Origin of the sequence: Flavobacterium sp. 2755 (assembly GCF_031455715.1) — a bacterium.
Lineage (GTDB): Bacteria > Bacteroidota > Bacteroidia > Flavobacteriales > Flavobacteriaceae > Flavobacterium.
Genome location: NZ_JAVDTG010000005.1, coordinates 364,262 through 380,831, shown reverse-complemented (window position 1 = coordinate 380,831; position 16,570 = coordinate 364,262). Strand labels below are relative to the sequence as shown.

Annotated in this window: 12 protein-coding genes; 6 read left to right on the top strand and 6 right to left on the bottom strand. The window is 33.8% G+C overall.

Features of this window, described 5'->3' with window-relative positions:
• Positions 1-7: 7 nt before the first annotated feature.
• Positions 8-1,960 carry an alpha-galactosidase gene (locus tag J2Y38_RS14475; protein ID WP_309843774.1) on the bottom strand — a complete coding sequence of 651 codons (1,953 nt, stop codon included), beginning with the start codon at positions 1,958-1,960 and terminating at the stop codon, positions 8-10.
• Positions 1,961-2,596: 636 nt separating this feature from the next.
• Here J2Y38_RS14475 and J2Y38_RS14470 point away from each other — a divergent pair.
• Together J2Y38_RS14470 and J2Y38_RS14465 are read left to right on the top strand one after the other, a co-directional pair.
• Positions 2,597-5,278 (top strand): T9SS type A sorting domain-containing protein, encoded by a 2,682-nt coding sequence (locus J2Y38_RS14470; protein WP_309843770.1) that lies wholly within the window; start codon positions 2,597-2,599, stop codon positions 5,276-5,278.
• A 164-nt stretch (positions 5,279-5,442) separates the two neighbouring features.
• Positions 5,443-5,700, top strand: coding sequence for a hypothetical protein (locus J2Y38_RS14465; protein WP_053474453.1), 258 nt, complete (start codon positions 5,443-5,445; stop codon positions 5,698-5,700).
• Positions 5,701-5,766: 66 nt separating this feature from the next.
• Here J2Y38_RS14465 and J2Y38_RS14460 read toward each other — a convergent pair whose 3' ends face one another.
• From J2Y38_RS14460 to J2Y38_RS14440, 5 genes are all read right to left on the bottom strand, one after another.
• Positions 5,767-9,411 carry a DUF2339 domain-containing protein gene (locus tag J2Y38_RS14460; protein WP_309843768.1) on the bottom strand — a complete coding sequence of 1,215 codons (3,645 nt, stop codon included), beginning with the start codon at positions 9,409-9,411 and terminating at the stop codon, positions 5,767-5,769.
• Between the two features lie 189 nt (positions 9,412-9,600).
• Complete coding sequence (locus J2Y38_RS14455) at positions 9,601-10,353, bottom strand: SDR family oxidoreductase (protein WP_309843766.1); 753 nt, start codon at positions 10,351-10,353, stop codon at positions 9,601-9,603.
• A gap of 12 nt (positions 10,354-10,365) precedes the next feature.
• Positions 10,366-10,836: a DUF1097 domain-containing protein gene (locus tag J2Y38_RS14450; protein ID WP_309843763.1), complete on the bottom strand. Its 471-nt coding sequence runs from the start codon at positions 10,834-10,836 to the stop codon at positions 10,366-10,368.
• A gap of 16 nt (positions 10,837-10,852) precedes the next feature.
• Complete coding sequence (locus J2Y38_RS14445; protein ID WP_309843760.1) at positions 10,853-11,593, bottom strand: SDR family oxidoreductase; 741 nt, start codon at positions 11,591-11,593, stop codon at positions 10,853-10,855.
• Between the two features lie 108 nt (positions 11,594-11,701).
• Entirely contained in the window at positions 11,702-12,625 is a 924-nt protein-coding gene (locus J2Y38_RS14440) for an AraC family transcriptional regulator (RefSeq protein ID WP_309843757.1), read from the bottom strand.
• Positions 12,626-12,785: 160 nt separating this feature from the next.
• Between J2Y38_RS14440 and J2Y38_RS14435 the strand changes: the two genes are divergently transcribed.
• From J2Y38_RS14435 to J2Y38_RS14420, 4 genes are read left to right on the top strand one after another with little or no spacing between them, the layout of a single operon-like run.
• Complete coding sequence (locus tag J2Y38_RS14435; RefSeq protein WP_309843754.1) at positions 12,786-13,826, top strand: aldehyde reductase; 1,041 nt, start codon at positions 12,786-12,788, stop codon at positions 13,824-13,826.
• 3 nt (positions 13,827-13,829) lie between these two features.
• Positions 13,830-14,477 (top strand): NAD-dependent epimerase/dehydratase family protein, encoded by a 648-nt coding sequence (locus tag J2Y38_RS14430; protein WP_309843751.1) that lies wholly within the window; start codon positions 13,830-13,832, stop codon positions 14,475-14,477.
• Between the two features lies 1 nt (position 14,478).
• On the top strand, positions 14,479-15,615 hold the full coding sequence (locus J2Y38_RS14425) for an MBL fold metallo-hydrolase (protein ID WP_309843748.1): 1,137 nt from the start codon (positions 14,479-14,481) through the stop codon (positions 15,613-15,615).
• A 7-nt stretch (positions 15,616-15,622) separates the two neighbouring features.
• Positions 15,623-16,423, top strand: a complete 801-nt coding sequence (locus J2Y38_RS14420; protein ID WP_309843744.1) for an AraC family transcriptional regulator — start codon at positions 15,623-15,625, stop codon at positions 16,421-16,423.
• The last annotated feature ends 147 nt before the right edge of the window (positions 16,424-16,570 follow it).

The window sequence follows — 16,570 nt, the reverse complement described above, 5'->3', positions numbered from 1 at the left end:
CATTCAATTAACGATTTATGATTTTGTACAAATGAGCATCTTTGGAATCAAGACTTACATTTATATTATTTTTTACATCAGTTTTTTGATTTGTAAAAAGATTCTGCAGTTGATAATTTCCATTTTTTATGCCCAATCTTTCCAGAGGAAGTGAATAATTTTTAGGTGTATTACCATAATTTAAAACCGCTATATACCAATCGTTTCCTATTTTTTGTTCGAAAACTTCAGTCGTATGTTTTCCTGTATTTCCTTCTACCGGACGGAAAGCCACACCGTGAGAAACAATTTTTAGTAATTCTTTATTCTGAAGCCACTCTTTTGCGCGTACATTCCAAATTCCGTCTTTACTATAATCGTCTCCGGTAATTAAAGTTCCTGTAATAACTGCCGAAATTAATCGGGCGCGGTTCTCTCCTTCTGTAACATCTACAAAAACTACATGATCGGCATCAATATAATCATACGAATAAGTCTGCCACCAGCCATAATTTACACTATTCAGCGTGTATTGTGTATGTTCAATTGTTTTCCAGGCATCGCATGCAATACGACGGACATGGGCATAACGAGATGTTGCCATGTTTGGGGAAATAGCAGCATAAATAAGCATTTGTCCGTCTAATGCATTTACTAAATGTTCCATTCCCACTTTGTAAGCCTGCATTCCTGTAGTAACATTTTTATCGTAAAACGAAGTAGATTCTGCGGCAGCGTGACCTAAAAAGTCAATTTTAATCATTTTAAAACCGCACGCTTTTAGTTTGTTAATTACATAATCAACACGCTTTAATGTTCCCGGATGTGTCGGGTCAATCGCTCTGGCGCCGTCAAAATCAAAATACGTGTTTCCGGTTTTCGTCCACATTTCTCCAAAAGTATAATCACTTCCTTCGGCTTTGCGATTTGGTCCGTCTTTCCATCCCCAATCTGTAAAAGGCGCCCAATACGCTCCCGGTTCTAAACCTTTACTTTTACAATAATCTGCGAATTCTTTTAATTTGCTGAAATCTCCCGTAAAACCGCCTTTTACCATATTGTCCCAAAAAGAATCTAAATCGATATAAGCCGTATTTCCTACTCTAAACTGCGGAATTTCTTTTGCAAAAAAGTCTGCAACCTTTGTCGTATTATCAAAATTAATTTTCTCCATCAAAACGCCCCAGCTGTTCCATCCTACCGGAGTTGGTTTGTCCCACTCAAAAACATAAGGCTTTTCTATAATGCGATTGGTTTTGGCATAATCTTCCATACCATTTCGCCAATCTGAATAATAACCCACAAAGAATTTTGGCGATAAAACTTTATTGCCTTTTACGAGACCGTGTGCGATGCTGTCACGCGTAACTTCTTTTTCAGCATATCCTGCCCATGCAGAAAATAAAGCTGTCGGTTTTTTATTGGTAGTTTTTACAGCACTTTTCCAAACGGTATGTTCAAGAGAACCTATAATAAAACCATTTCTGGAAGTATTATTAAATAAAATTCCAACTTCGGCACTTGTATTATGAGAAATCGTATCTAACTTTTTTGAATTATAGCTGATAAAAGCATCATTATCATAAGGCACAAAAACGGTTTGTAAATTCTCTATTTTGTCAAAAGTGATTTTTCCTAAATCTAATGGCGAAATATAATTGGTTGCAATTTGCTGCCCTGCGCCTAAAATTTCTATTTGAGTTATAAAGTATGACTGATTGTTATAAGTATAGAAGTTTTGGATTAGGGTTGGATTGTTTTTATCTGTATAAGTAAGCGTATATTTTGTCCCTTTTCCTAAATTATCATTCAAAGTTTCTTTTGATACAACAGCTTCTGAATAATCACTAACCGAAATTGTTTTACCATTTACATTGACTGAAGCTTTTGCATCTGAAAAAATAGTTTCCCCAGATTGGCTTACGGCAATTGTTTTTTGTTTTGCATCATACGTTATGATTCCGTTTTTCCCAAAAGTCATTTTAATGCTTTTTTGGGCTAACGCCAAATTAAAGAAAAATGCTACAAACAAAATGGACAAAAACATTTTTTTGAATAGAAAAAAATTAGGTTTCATTAAGTGGTTATTTTGGTTATTATACTATTCTATACTACAATGATACAAATTAAAATTTATTTCGCAAGCACTTCAAAAAATATTTCATTAAATCTTCTATTCAAAAGGCATTAAAAAATAATTTATTCGATTAAAAAACCAGGATCTAAATCTTGCTTTTGCCTTAAAAATAAAGCACATAGCTACTAATGTATTCAATTTGCAGCTAACGCAGTCAAACGAAATTTTTATTTACTGAATAATTGTGAATTTTACAATTTTTTCAAATAATTTCAAAAAACAAGACGATCAATATCTATAATATTAGTCTTGTCTTCAGTCAAAATATTCCAACTTCAATACTTCTTTTCCATTTTTTGCCAAATTGATTCTTCAATTTATCCATACTTATTTTAAAGATTATTTAAAAACGAAAAACATAATTCTGGTAGCTTCAAAAATAAAAAATGTCAAATTTTTAACTATATATTAATATTTTTCTTATCATTGTAGCACAGTATAGTATAGTACTGCATTTTAACTGTCTAAACCAAAATTATTATGCAAGAAAAAATTACAAAAACAAGATTATCAATTAGAGTATTAATTACCACTACAATGCTCTTTATAGCGCTATATACTTCAGCTCAGACTTATGAGTTTGAAAATGGTACACGTACTAATAGCGCTGACATACAAAACTGCGATTCCTGTTCCGGCAAAATTGTCGGTAATTTGGGAGGCAACAGCAGTGTATCAACAAACGTTACGGTTTCGACTGCGGGTTTGTACAATCTTCAATTATTTTATTGTACCGGAGATCCGCGTACCATTCGTTTAACAGCTGGCTCAGCTACAGCGATATCTATTCCGTGTGATCCAAGCGGCGGATGGAGTACTGCTGCATCAAAAAACTTAAGTGTATACCTAAACAGCGGAACCACAACGCTACTTTGGGACAATACAAATTCATGGGCACCCAATTTAGATAAGTTTGTTTTAACGCCGCTTAGTTCTTCTAGTCTTCAAACTATTGCTTTTGGTACAAATAATAGTATTGTTTACAATTTAGCTACTAAAACGTATAGTGTAAAATTTAACGGAGCGACGGTTATTACGAATGCATCTGCTTACGCAAATAGTGATCAGCAGTATTTGAGCGGTAACTTTGCTACAGCTGCTTATTCATCGGCACCATTTACAGATAATATTGGAAGCGGAACAAAACATATTTTTACTTTAAGCGGAAATTATACTTTGGGTATGCAGCAAATATTTTATACCTATACTAATAAAGAATATGTAGCGGTACAAGTTGTACTTACCGGAAATGGATCGAACTGCTATAGAATGTCTCCTTTAACGAGTTATCAGGTAACACCAAATTTTGGTACGGGAGATACCAGAGCTATATTTGTTCCTTATGATAATGACGCCTGGATTCGCTATAATGCTAACGCTTTAAACTCGGCAGATTTTACGGCTTCTGAGGTTACGAATATTTATAATAACACGAATCGTAAAGGTTTGGTTATTGGTTCTCTTGAACATACAAAATGGAAAACAGGTATTACAGTAAATGGCGGCGGTGCATCATCTGCTTATGTTTCGGTTATTGCAGGATGGACAAAGCAAGATATAACAAGGGATAAACGTGGTCATGGCTGGGTAAATGTGGGGCAAACAAGCTGTCCTTCGCCTAAAGTAATGATAAATGCGGGTGACGACTGGAGAACAGGTTTTGAAGAATTTGCTCAGGCAAATGCAGCACTACAGCCGAAATATATTTTTGACTGGACGGCACCAAAACCTATTGGCTGGAATAGCTGGGGCGCCATGCAGACTAGTATAAATTTAACGAAAGCAAAAGCAGTTGTAGATTATTTTCATGATGACTGCCCTGCATTCAAAACGCAAGACAATACTTTATTTATAGATCTTGATTCGTATTGGGATAATATGACCGATGCGCAGCTTGCACAGTTTGTTACTTATGCAAAAAGTAAAGGTTTTAAAGCGGGTATTTACTGGGCTCCTTTTGTGGACTGGGGAAAATACAATCGTCAGGTAGAAGGAAGTTCATACAATTACAATCAATGCTGGACAATGGTTAACGGAGCTCCACTAGAACTGGATGGCGCATATGCGATGGACCCGACAAGTCCGGGAACTAAAGCCAGAATAAAATATTTTATAAATCGCTTTAAAGCAGCTGGTTTTGAAATGGTTAAAATTGACTTTTTGACGCATGCGAGTGTCGAAGCAGACAGTTTTGTAAATTACCAAATTCATACGGGTATGGAAGCGTATCAGGAAGGTATGAAATATTTAGTTGATGAAATTAACGGAACAATGCTGGTTGAGGCTGCGATTTCTCCAAATTTAGCAACGGGTCCGTTTGTGCATGTGCGTCGTATTGCTTGTGATGCGTACAGTACAATAAGTGATACTGAGTATACTTTAAACAGTACAACTTATGGCTGGTGGCAAAACCAGATTTATGATTATCTGGATGCAGATCATGTTGTATTTGGTAATTCTTCTATCGGGCAAAATCGTGCGAGATTATTAAGCAGCGTAGTAACGGGAACTGTTACAACAGGCGATGACTTTTCTGTTGCAGGCGCATGGAAGGCTACAGGGCAAAATCTTTTACAAAATGATGATGTGATGGATGCGGCGCGAAACGATATGCATTTTATTCCGTCTGACGGTAATACAGGATACAATGCCGCGAATATTTTCTACGCAACACATAATAATGTTACTTACGTTGCTGTATTTAATTACAGCAATGCTGCAACAACCAATAATATTAGTTTAAGCCGAATTGGCTTGGGTTCTGGAACTTACAACGTTAAAGAACTATATTCCGGGACAGTAAGCACGGCGCAAGGTACATTAAGTGCTCAGCTTCCTCAGGCAGATGCTGCTTTGTATGCTATTTATGACGGCCCAATTTTAAGCACTCCTGACTTTAACTGGGGAATTGCTGCTACAAATTATATTTTTCCTAATCCTGCTTCAACAACTTTCAGGATAAAATTTGATCATACGATTAGCGGACCAGCTGTTATTTCAGTTTATGATATATCTGGTAAAGAAGTGTCAAAAACATCTTTGGTTGCTGAAGATATGATTAGTTCTGAAATTCCGGTAAACAATCTTGCAAAAGGGGTTTATGTGGTAAAAGTTTCATCGGCAGATAATAAGGTTCAAAACTTTAAGTTTGTGAAAAAATAAATAGTTGCTCCATAAAAAATCCCGATTTTCACTTCAAAATGAAAATCGGGATTTTTTATTTCTGCAAAACAGAACCTCAACTTGTTATTTTAAATTATCCATATTTTTATTTATACAATTAATTACAATAACTTTGCAATTTCATTAAGCAACTTAGAAATAATATGGACATAGTTAAATTTAAAATTACATCAAAAACGATAAAAGTAGAAGTACGCAATTCGAATAATTATGTTTTTAATTTTAATACTGCCTTAGATATTGCAAAAGAAGATAAAGATGTTTTATTGAAACTTTATCACGCATTAGATCTTCTGTTTAAGAAAGAAACTCCTCCCGAAAATAAAAATTATATTTCGCCGAATCAAACTAATATTTTAGATCAGATTTCGGCTGTTGATAATTTAGAAAACGAAGAATAAATAAGTTCCCTATAAAAAAGAAGCCCTTAAATAGAAATATTTAAGGGCTTCTTTTTAGGATTATTTTTAATCAAATCGTTCTTTGTATTTTTTAAATAAAGTATTCATTACTAAAAGCACCACTCCAACGCCTAGTAAAACTAATGCTCTTATAAGGAAATCGGCATTTGATAAGTCGAAAAACATTAGTCGAATTACACAAACACCAACTAAGGAAAGTGAAACGTAACGGAAATATTTTTCTTTTAGAATAATTCCGAGTATCAGCAATCCTAAAGATTCTAAAATCCAGAAGAAGGTCAAGATTCCTTTATCAAACGAAAGAAATAAAAACAATCCAATGCTAAAAGTAGCCGGATAAATAATAATACTATTTCTTAATTTGAAATCTTCGATGTATTTGTAAATGATGAAAATATACAACGCGAGCAAAGCAAATATGATCAAATAAACAAATTCAAATTTAGCTTCGAAATAATTAAAGCTCACAAAAGCTAAATGAAAGTTAGCCAGCAAATAGTAAACAATACTGATTTCTTTTTTGTTCCCTATTTTTTTATAATAAAGCAATAAATTCACAATAGCTGTCGCGGCCCAAAATACGGGAAGCCATTTATGCTCCAGCTGTGAAAACATAATGATCGAAAGCCAGATATTTATAGCTATTTGATAATCTATCTGTAATGATTTAATAAACTCTTTTTTCTTCGTCAGAAAAACCAAAACAATTAATAATACAATTGCTAAAAGCTGTAAAATCCAATCCTGCAAAGTAAAATGATTGAGTACTTTTATGCTGTAATACACGGAAGTTAAAATAGATAAAAGTCCTATAAACAATATTGATTCTGAAGCCAATTCAATTTTTTTGTATAAAATCAAACCAAAATTAAGGATTGCCAAAAACATAAATAGTAAAGGTAAATACACTATTTCTACCTGAATAAATAATAAAGCAATTATCCATAAATTTTGAATAAAAGGTAAAATTGCAATAAACCTTTTCCCTTCTTCTTTCTGGCTTTTCAACTGTAGATAACTATAAACTGCAGATATCAAAACACTTATTGTTTGTGTTATATAAAGTATATTTTTATTCAACGCTTTATCTGTATCAAAAACAGCTAAATAAATACTTAAAAGTACGCAGCCTATCAACAGTACAAAAGAATAGATATTATAGCGTTTCACTTTTTCGGTTTTTTGGAAAATCCAAAAAGTGACCAACGCTAAACTTCCTAAATAAACCGGAATATAATCTATTTGAATACAAGAAAATCCAAAAACCAATGCATTAAAAAGAATGAATTCAGAATTTAGTGTACCGAAGTTTTTCCAGTCTAAAATTTCTTCATTCGATTTATTTCTGATTTTATCTGCAAACAAAATGTAAACTTCGATAACAGAAAGTCCAACGGCGGTTAAACCAATTTCGGTATAATTTAAAAACTGGGTATTGTATAAAAACAATGCGCTTCCGAATATTGAAAAAGCAAGACAAAAAAGATACAGCAACACTTGATTGTCATTTGAAAGTGTTTTTCGTTTAAACTGAATCCAAAGAAATTCGTGATTTAACAACGCTGCCACAAATAATCCAAAAATCTGAATTATAGTATAACCCGCTAAATATTTATAATCAAACAAAACCAACAAGGAATTGACACCAATAATCCCGATGGTTTTTATATTATTCTCATTGGTATAAAATAATTTTACAAACCAGTTAAAGGTTATTACAGCAATAATTCCTAGAGCAAAAACCAGGTCTAAATTAGATTTAGGGTTTTGGAAAATTAATACTAAACCTGCAATGATGGTTGTGTTTAAAAATAGGAATCGTCCTAAATCAAAAGTATTGGTTTTGAATTTGAATCGTAAAAAACACCATAATAAAGCGAGGAATACAAGAGGATAATAAAACGAAATTTCGATTGTATGATACCAGCTTACAAAAAACAATGTCGAAAACAGCACAGAGAAAATTCCGTTTAAGCTCAAATCTTTCTTAACAATTAAAGAATCTATTTCTAAGAACTCTTTTTTTACAGCGCAGAAAACAGGAACGATTAACGTAATTAAAGTCATTACAATCAACGACACAAAAGTACTGGTGTTATTTGTTTGCTCAAAAGGCGTATTAACCTGCACAATAAAAAAGCCAAAAATGATTAAACCTAAAATATGATTAAGGCCTAAAAATATTTTATGCAGCAAAGTTTCTCCGCTTTTGTAAACGATAAATAAACAAGTAATAACCAAAAAGTACAATGCGCAGGCGATAACATCGAAACCTACTTTCCAGTCATTAAGCATAATAATACTTAATGAGAAAAGTAAAAACGAAACCATTCCGTCTAAATGATATAGCCAGAAAATCTTTTTCTTTCTGGCAAAAAGAGCAGCAAAAAGACAAAGAATTCCCGCAGCAAACAAAACAAATATTTTGATTTTACTTCCGGTTGAATGCAAAATTAAACCCAAAGCAAATAAAATCCAGTTGGTAAGATGCGTTATAAAAGCAATTCGGTCAAAGCGTGTATTGGCATAAATGCTTCGGTACTGCATATACATACAGCTTAGCGAAACCAAAATAATACCCAATATCGCAAATATATTTTGTGACGAACTGAGACTATGTGCTCCTTGTGTAAACCAAATATCAAATATTATAAAAGCCGAAATAACGATCAATAAATGATATTCCCATTTTTCTTTATACGATAAAATAATTCCTGCCGTCGCAGTTAAAGCTGCCAGCAAAAATGTAATTAAGAGTTTTTCGGGAATAACGCATAAAACCAAAATACTTAAAATGACGTGAAGTGATAAAAAAGTCTGCTGTTTTATAATATATCCTACATATAAATTTATGGCAATCCCAACTCCTATAAGCGAATAAGCAAGCGGAATACTTTCTATAAAAGTAAGCGCCGGAATTTGCGAAGCACCAAAACATCCAAATAAAAACAAACTTGCTCCGGCACTGCGAAGCCAAAGTCCCGTTTTAAACCATTTTTCTTTTTTCTTTAAAAAGAAATAAGAACCCACTAAAACTCCGGAATAAAGCCAAAGAATTAAAACCCTAAACATTGGCGAAACCTTCAAAGCCGTATAAATGCTTAAATAACCAATTCCTAAAACCATTATGGCGGTTCCTAAAATTCCCGTCCAGTTTTCGGCAAACTGTTGTTCTAATTTCTTTATAAAAATTGAAAAAGCACTTTCTACATACACTTCTTCTTCCTTATGCTGAGGTTTCGGTTGTGTTTCAAATTCAGGGATTGAAGGCGTTTCGATATTTTCTATCGGCGCAGGAGTTTCTTTTTCTTCAACAATTTTATTTATGTCATGAACAGGAATTCCTTGCGAATCAAAACTTAAAGCAATTTTCTCTAAAGATTCTTCATTAATACTATTTTGTTCATCTTGAAGAACATCAAGACTATTAACAGGATCAGGAATTGGAGATAAAACTTCAACTACTGGCGCAGGATTTTCTTCAATTTTTTGCGGTAAATCAACAGCAGTAAAACCAGATTGGGAAATCTGTTTTTTTATTTCACTAATTTCATTTTTTAAAGAATTGTAATCTTCTCTGCTTTTTCTATAAAGAGAATCCAGATGTTCGTTTTCTTCTTTTACTTTAGAAAGACTATTAAACAAAACGATAACACATACAAATAAGATAAAAAGTATAAAGTACTCCATAGTTTGAATTTTGATTTGGCGAATGTAAGAATTTTATACTTGTTTAATTTCTGCCAAATTTCTTCCTAAAATAGAATAGATTTTTGAATTTAAGACTGTAATTAGAATTAAAATAAAAAAGTCAGGTTTTGACTAAACAAAAAACCTGACTTTTTTAAAATACTTTGAAAATTCCTCAATCAAAGTTTATTATTGATTTGCTCCGCCATTTACAAGCAAATGCTGGCCGTTTACGAAAGAAGACAAATCACTTGCAAAAAATTCAGCAATATTAGCTACATCTTCCACTTCTGCCAATCTTCCCATTGGACAGCTGTCGATTAATGATTTTCGAAGTTCAGGATAACTATTTTCATCTGCAAAAATTCCCGAATGATCTACCGCAAACGGAATAATCGTATTAACCGTAATTCCTTTATGTCCAATTTCTTTAGATAAAACATCAACCATATATCTCGGTGTAGTTTTACTTCCGCCATAAATCGCCATTCCCGGAATTGGAAAAGCCGTTGTGCTCGAAGCGATATAAATTATCCTTCCATTGTTTTCTACTTTTTTCGCCGCTTGCTGCATAGTGAAATAAGCGCCTTTTGTATTGATAGAAAATAATTTATCAAACTGAGATTCTGTAAATTCAGCAACCGGAGTTTCTACCATTTCGATTCCGGCATTGGCAACAACAATATCTATTTTTCCGAAAGCTTTAATGGCTTCATCAAATAATCTTTCGATATCGGCAACTACACTTACGTCGGCCTGAACAGCGATTACTTTTACGCCCATAGCCGTAATGTTTGACACTACTTCATCTGCAGACGCTTTATCTTTTGAATAATTGATTACAATATTGGCACCTAATGATGCATATCTTTCTGCAATAGCTTTTCCTAAACCTCTTGCTGAACCCGTAATTACTGCGACTTTATTATTTAATATTTTCATGATTTTTAAATTTTAATTGTTGAATGATTTTGATACGATTTGAAGCGAAGAATCATTGAGCCAGGCAAATGTAAATCCTGCAATTACCGGAATCAGAAGGCTGACAATAGCTACAAATTCAAGTTCAGGATGTACTCCGAAAATAATTATCAATCCGATAAACCAAGCCGGAATACTTTTTAAACCTTCTATTTTTGATAAGAAAGCCAAGAAACCGATGAATAAAAATACAGACAGTTGAAAACCTGCAACTCCAATGAAGCTTTCAAAAAATTTCGCCGATACCATTATTCCCACTCCCATCAGGATTCCGAAGATTATTTGCACGAAGACCGGAATAGAAGTTTTAATCGATTTCCCGAATAAATAATAACTTACCCAAGCCAGGAACATCGTCCACGTTGGCCATTGCAGCATAAATGAAACAGTAACCGCAGCCGCGCCAAACAATCCTAATATTATTGCGTTTATATATGTTTTCATAATTTTAATTTTAAGATTAAGCCATTCCACCGTTAGCACCAATATTCTGTGCATTGATCCATTTTGCATCATCAGAAGCAAGGAATATCACAACGTTTGCAATATCATCTGTTTCTCCAATTCTGTTGAATGCAGATAATGACGCTAATCTTGCGATAACTTCTTCTGATTTTCCGTTTGTGAATAATTCTGTGTTTGTTGGTCCAGGCGAAACTGAGTTTACGTTAATTCCTCTTGAACCAATTTCTTTAGAAAAAACTCTTGTCAATTGCTCCACAGCAGATTTTGTGGCTACATAAGTGGCGTAACCCGGAAGCATAATACGATTTACAGAAGTCGAAAAGTTGATAATACTTCCGTTATCAGCCAGTTTTGTAGCTGCTTCACGCATCGTATTAAAAGTTCCTTTAACATTGATATTGAAGTGACGGTCAAAATCTTCATCGGTAGTATCTTTGATTAATTTGGTAATCATAATACCAGCGTTGTTAATCAACACATCGATTTTACCAAAATGAGCAATACTTTCATCAAAAAGATTTTTAACTTCTGCCGAATTGCTTACATCTGCTTTAATGGCTAAAGCCTGACCTCCGTTAAAATTAATTTCCTGAGCCAGTTTTTCGGCAGGTTCTTTGCTTCCTGCATAATTGATAATAACTTTTGCTCCGGCCTGAGATACTTTTAATGCAATTGCGGCTCCAATTCCTCTTGATGAACCTGTAATTAAAACTACTTTGTCTTTTAAATTTTCCATGATTATTTATAAATTTTGTTATGTCATTATCGACAGTACAAAATTGCAAATAGACAGGAAGGTGGTTGTTGCGAAGATTACAGATTGAAATGCAAATTTCAAAGCATGCTATAAATCTGCTGACTTTCTGTATTCCTCAGGTGAGGTTTTGGTGTTTTTTTTGAAGTAATTACTAAAATGTGACGTTTCTATAAAACCCAATTTATAGGCTATTTCTTTAATAGAAAGCGTAGAATTTATTAAAAGTGATTTTGCTTCTGCAATCAGTTTTTCCGAAATCCAGTTACTTACTGATTTTCCGGTTTTACTTTTAATAACATTGTTGAGGTAATTTTCATGAAGGTTTTGTGCCAAAGCATAATCTTTTACCCGAAGTTGTTTATCGGTTTTTCCGTCCAGTAATTCCCTGAAATGCTGTTCGAGGTTTTTCTTGAAGTTTTTTACAATTTGAGAACTTTTATTTCCTTCGTAAATTGGGTTATAATTGTTCCAAAAAGCTTCTTTTATCTTCAAAAGTAAAATGACCAAAAAACTGCCAACTACTTTATTTTTTATGGAAGATGTTGAAGCAAATTCTTTTTCCATTTGAAGATAAATCGTTTCAAACTCTTTAAAATCGGTTTCATTCAGGTTTCTCGGATAAACCGTTTCAGACAATAAAAAAGGAAATTCCTTAAAGATATCCGTATGAACATTTTCTTTTAAAAAGCTTTCTGTAACCGTTATCAAATAAACATCAGTAATCTCATCCCATTCAAAAGATTTGAAATGTCCCGGATTTGTAAAATATACCGTTCCCGGTTCTGTCGTAAATGAAACATCATCTGTCGTATATTTTCCTTTGGCATCTTTTACAAATAAAAAAGAAAAATAACTTGGTCTGTATCCAATCGATTTAAAAGGCAGTACCGGATGCAGATCTTTTAAATTATTGATTGTTAAACCGTCATTGTCAATAATTTCATTTACAGGAAGTCCCATATTTTTATAGGTTTCGTGTAAGTTTTTAAATAAAATTATTTCTTTAGACATTGGTTTCTCTTTGTAAGTTCCAGCGAATATAAGATTTTTTCACAAAAGCCCATTCGTTTCGTTTTCAGCTTTCTGAACCTCTCAACAAAATAACTTTGGACTTTTCAACAAAATAACTTCTCTGCATTCTCCTGAAATTTGCCCTATAAAAATACAATCGATGATACAATCAAATCAAAAAGTATTAGTTACCGGCGGAACAGGCTTTGTTGCCATACACAGTATTTTGCAATTACTCAACCGCGGTTATAAAGTGAGAACAACTGTTCGCTCGCTAAAAAGCAAAGAGAAGATTTTTGAAATGCTCGAAAACGGCGGCATTACAGATTTTAGTGATTTAGAATTTATTGAAGCTGACTTAACCAGCGATACAAACTGGGCAGAAGCTATGATAGACTGCGATTACGTTTTGCACATTGCTTCGCCTATATTTTTAAGATTACCAAAAAACGAAGATGAAATGATTCGCCCTGCGGTTGACGGAACCTTGCGTGTACTAAAAGCCGCAAGAAACGCAGGTGTAAAACGTGTTGTCATGACGTCCAACTTTGGCGCTGTGGGCTACAGTCATAAAGATAAAAATTCGCTTATTACCGAAGAAAGCTGGACAAATCCTAATGAAAAAGGGCTTTCAACTTATAATAAATCTAAAGTTCTGGCAGAACAAGCAGCTTGGGATTTTATGAAAAATGAAGGCGGAACATTAGAACTTTCTGTAATTAATCCAATGGGAATTTTTGGACCTTCCTTAAGTCAGGATTTATCGAGTGGTTTTGAATTGCTTAAAAAGATATTAGACGGTTCGATGAAAGCAATTCCGGATATCAGATTAGGAATTGTTGACGTAAGAGATGTTGCCGAATTACACATTTTAGCAATGGAAAGTCCCGAAGCAAAAGGCGAGCGATTTTTAGCATTATCAGGAGGAACAATGTCTTTAATGGAAATTGTAAAACTGCTGAAAGAAAAAATGCCGTATGTAACCGAAAAGGCATCAACAAAATCTTTGCCTACCTTTATAATACGTTTAACGGCATTATTTAACGATCAGGCCAAAGCGATTTTACCTTTGGTTGGCGTTTATCGTAATGCCAGCAACGAAAAAGCAAAAACAATATTAGGCTGGAAACCCCGAAGCAATGAAGAAGCGATAACCGCCACAGTGATTAGTTTAATAAAATGGAAATCTCTTAAAATATAAAAGATGAAAGTAATTATTACCGGTGCCACCGGAATGGTTGGCGAAGGCGTTTTAATAGAATGTCTTGAAAATAATCAAGTTGAAGCTGTATTATATGTGGGAAGAAAACCAAGCGGAAAATCACATCCTAAATTATCGGAATATCTTGTTCCAGATTTTCTTTCGCTGAAAAGCGATGATGTTAAACTTGCTGGTTATGACGCCTGTTTTTATTGCGCCGGAATTAGCAGTGTCGGACTTGACGAAGCGCAATACACTTATATTACGCACGATACAACGATTCATTTTGCAGAAGTTGTACTCAACCAAAACCCAAATCTTGTTTTCAATTTTATTTCGGGATCACATACAGACAGTTCTGAAACCGGAAAAGTGATGTGGGCGCGTGTGAAAGGAAAAACCGAAAATGCTTTACAAAAAATGTCTTTTAAAGCGCAGTATAATTTCCGTCCGGGATTAATGAAACCTGATCCAACGCAAATTCATTTAAAAGGATTTAATAAATACATCAAATTCATGTACCCAATTATGGGATTATTTTATACAGGCTGCGAAACCAGAGAAATTGGCCGCGCCATGATTTCGACAGCACGATTCGGATTCTCTAAAAAAATACTGGAAGCAATAGACATTAAAAAAGCCGCGAACTAAAATGAAAAAACGAATTCTAAAAATCATCAAAAGAATACTAATTGTTCTCGTAATCCTGATAATAATTCTTGGTTTCAGCACATGGTTATACATGCAAAAAGCAACATTTGGAAGTTTACCTTCAGAAGAAAGTATGGCTCGAATTGAAAAATCATCTCATTATAAAAATGGTGAATTTCAAAATAATACTTACACGCCAACCTTTGCGCCGGGTTATACTTTTTGGGGCGTAATCAAAAGCCAGCTTTTTGATAAAAAGGTTCCAACGGAACCTACAGGAAAAATTCCGTCTGTAAAAAGAGATTTGAAACATTTACCTGCAAATCAGAATTTGTTGGTTTGGTTTGGGCATTCTTCTACCCTTTTACAAATTGATGGAAAGAAAATTTTAATCGATCCCGTTTTTAGTGATAATGCATCACCAATTCCAAATAGTGTAACCGTTTTTGCAGGAACAAATTCGTACCATGTAGAAGATTTACCCGAAATTGATTATCTGCTGATTTCTCACGATCATTACGATCATCTTGATTATGAAACTGTTTTGGCATTAAAAGACAAAGTCAAAACTGTAATTTGCGGTTTGGGCGTTGGTGCGCATTTTGAACGCTGGGGATATCCTAAAAATAAGATTATAGAAGAAGACTGGAATGATTCCATCACAGTTGGAAAAGATTTCACGATTCATACACTTCCGGCAAGGCATAAATCCGGACGTGGATTCACACAAAACCAATCTTTATGGGCGTCCTATTTAATTAGTTCTCCAAAAATGAAAGTATTCTACAGCGGTGACGGCGGTTACGATACGCATTTTGCAGAAATCGGAAAAAAATTTGGCCCAATAGATGTTGCCATTATGGAAAACGGACAATACAACAAAGCTTGGCATTATATCCACATGCTTCCCGAAGAAACCCTTCAGGCGGCGAAAGATCTAAACGCTAAAAGTGTTGTTCCGGTTCATAATTCGAAATTTGCATTGGCAAAACATCTCTGGAATGAACCGTTAAACGAAATCACGCGTTTAAATAAAAAATATCACATTCCGCTGATTACACCTGTTATGGGAGAAATCGTTAATTTTGAAAGTCCTGATGTTTCCAAACAATGGTGGAAAACTAATCCTGAAAAATAAACGCTTTATGAAATATACAGAAATCAAAAGTTGTTATATAGGTCCCGAAATATCGCCGGAACATTTTATTGCAGAGCATTTCTTTTTGTATCTGGCAAAAGGCACTATTGAAGGTTATGACGGAGTTAGCAAATACAACCTAAAACCTAGCGAATATTGCATTGCCCGAAAAAATCATCTCGCACGTTACAACAAACAAAAACAAGACGGGGAATTTGAAAAAGTAGTGGTAATTTTTGATACTGCATTTTTAAAAACTTTTGCTGCAAAGCATAAAACCAAAGCTCAAAAAAGTGAAGATGAAGCAGCATTTTTTGCTTTGAAGAAAACCAATCTCGTTCCGAATTTTATTCTTTCCTTAATGCCTTATTATAATGATGGCGGTGAAATCGACGAGACTTTTTCGAATATAAAACGTGAAGAATTACTTTTGATTCTGCTAAAAGAAAATCCGCAATTGACAGATATTTTATTTGATTTTGCACCGCCGGAAAAAATAGATTTAGAGGCTTATATGAACCGAAATTATAAGTTTAATATCAGCATGGAACGTTTTGCATATTTAACCGGAAGAAGTATTTCTGCCTTTAAACGTGATTTTGCATCCATTTTTTCAGATACTCCAAGCCGCTGGCTCATTCAACGCAGACTGAAAGAAGGTTATTTTTTAATGGAAAAGAAAGGCAAAAAACCTTCTGATATTTATCTTGATCTTGGTTTTGAAGATCTCTCTCATTTTTCTTTTGCTTTTAAAAAGAAATATGGGTTTTCTCCTTCGGATGTTTTGAAAGCGGTGAAGAAAGTTTAAAATATTTAATATGAAACTCTTGCTATAAATGAAACCCCTAACTGTAATTTTTAGGGGTTTTTACTTGTAAATATTTTCTCAAATTAAGTTATATTAGCAGTAACAAAAAAAATGTGAATGATTTAAATTACCAACAGCAAAATAGAA

Coding starts and splice junctions, on each gene's coding strand:
- J2Y38_RS14475 (WP_309843774.1), bottom strand. CDS start 1,960: ATGACTTTTGGGAAAAACGGAATCATAACGTATGATGCAAAACAAAAA.
- J2Y38_RS14470 (WP_309843770.1), top strand. CDS start 2,597: ATGCAAGAAAAAATTACAAAAACAAGATTATCAATTAGAGTATTAATT.
- J2Y38_RS14465 (WP_053474453.1), top strand. CDS start 5,443: ATGGACATAGTTAAATTTAAAATTACATCAAAAACGATAAAAGTAGAA.
- J2Y38_RS14460 (WP_309843768.1), bottom strand. CDS start 9,411: ATGGAGTACTTTATACTTTTTATCTTATTTGTATGTGTTATCGTTTTG.
- J2Y38_RS14455 (WP_309843766.1), bottom strand. CDS start 10,353: ATGAAAATATTAAATAATAAAGTCGCAGTAATTACGGGTTCAGCAAGA.
- J2Y38_RS14450 (WP_309843763.1), bottom strand. CDS start 10,836: ATGAAAACATATATAAACGCAATAATATTAGGATTGTTTGGCGCGGCT.
- J2Y38_RS14445 (WP_309843760.1), bottom strand. CDS start 11,593: ATGGAAAATTTAAAAGACAAAGTAGTTTTAATTACAGGTTCATCAAGA.
- J2Y38_RS14440 (WP_309843757.1), bottom strand. CDS start 12,625: ATGTCTAAAGAAATAATTTTATTTAAAAACTTACACGAAACCTATAAA.
- J2Y38_RS14435 (WP_309843754.1), top strand. CDS start 12,786: ATGATACAATCAAATCAAAAAGTATTAGTTACCGGCGGAACAGGCTTT.
- J2Y38_RS14430 (WP_309843751.1), top strand. CDS start 13,830: ATGAAAGTAATTATTACCGGTGCCACCGGAATGGTTGGCGAAGGCGTT.
- J2Y38_RS14425 (WP_309843748.1), top strand. CDS start 14,479: ATGAAAAAACGAATTCTAAAAATCATCAAAAGAATACTAATTGTTCTC.
- J2Y38_RS14420 (WP_309843744.1), top strand. CDS start 15,623: ATGAAATATACAGAAATCAAAAGTTGTTATATAGGTCCCGAAATATCG.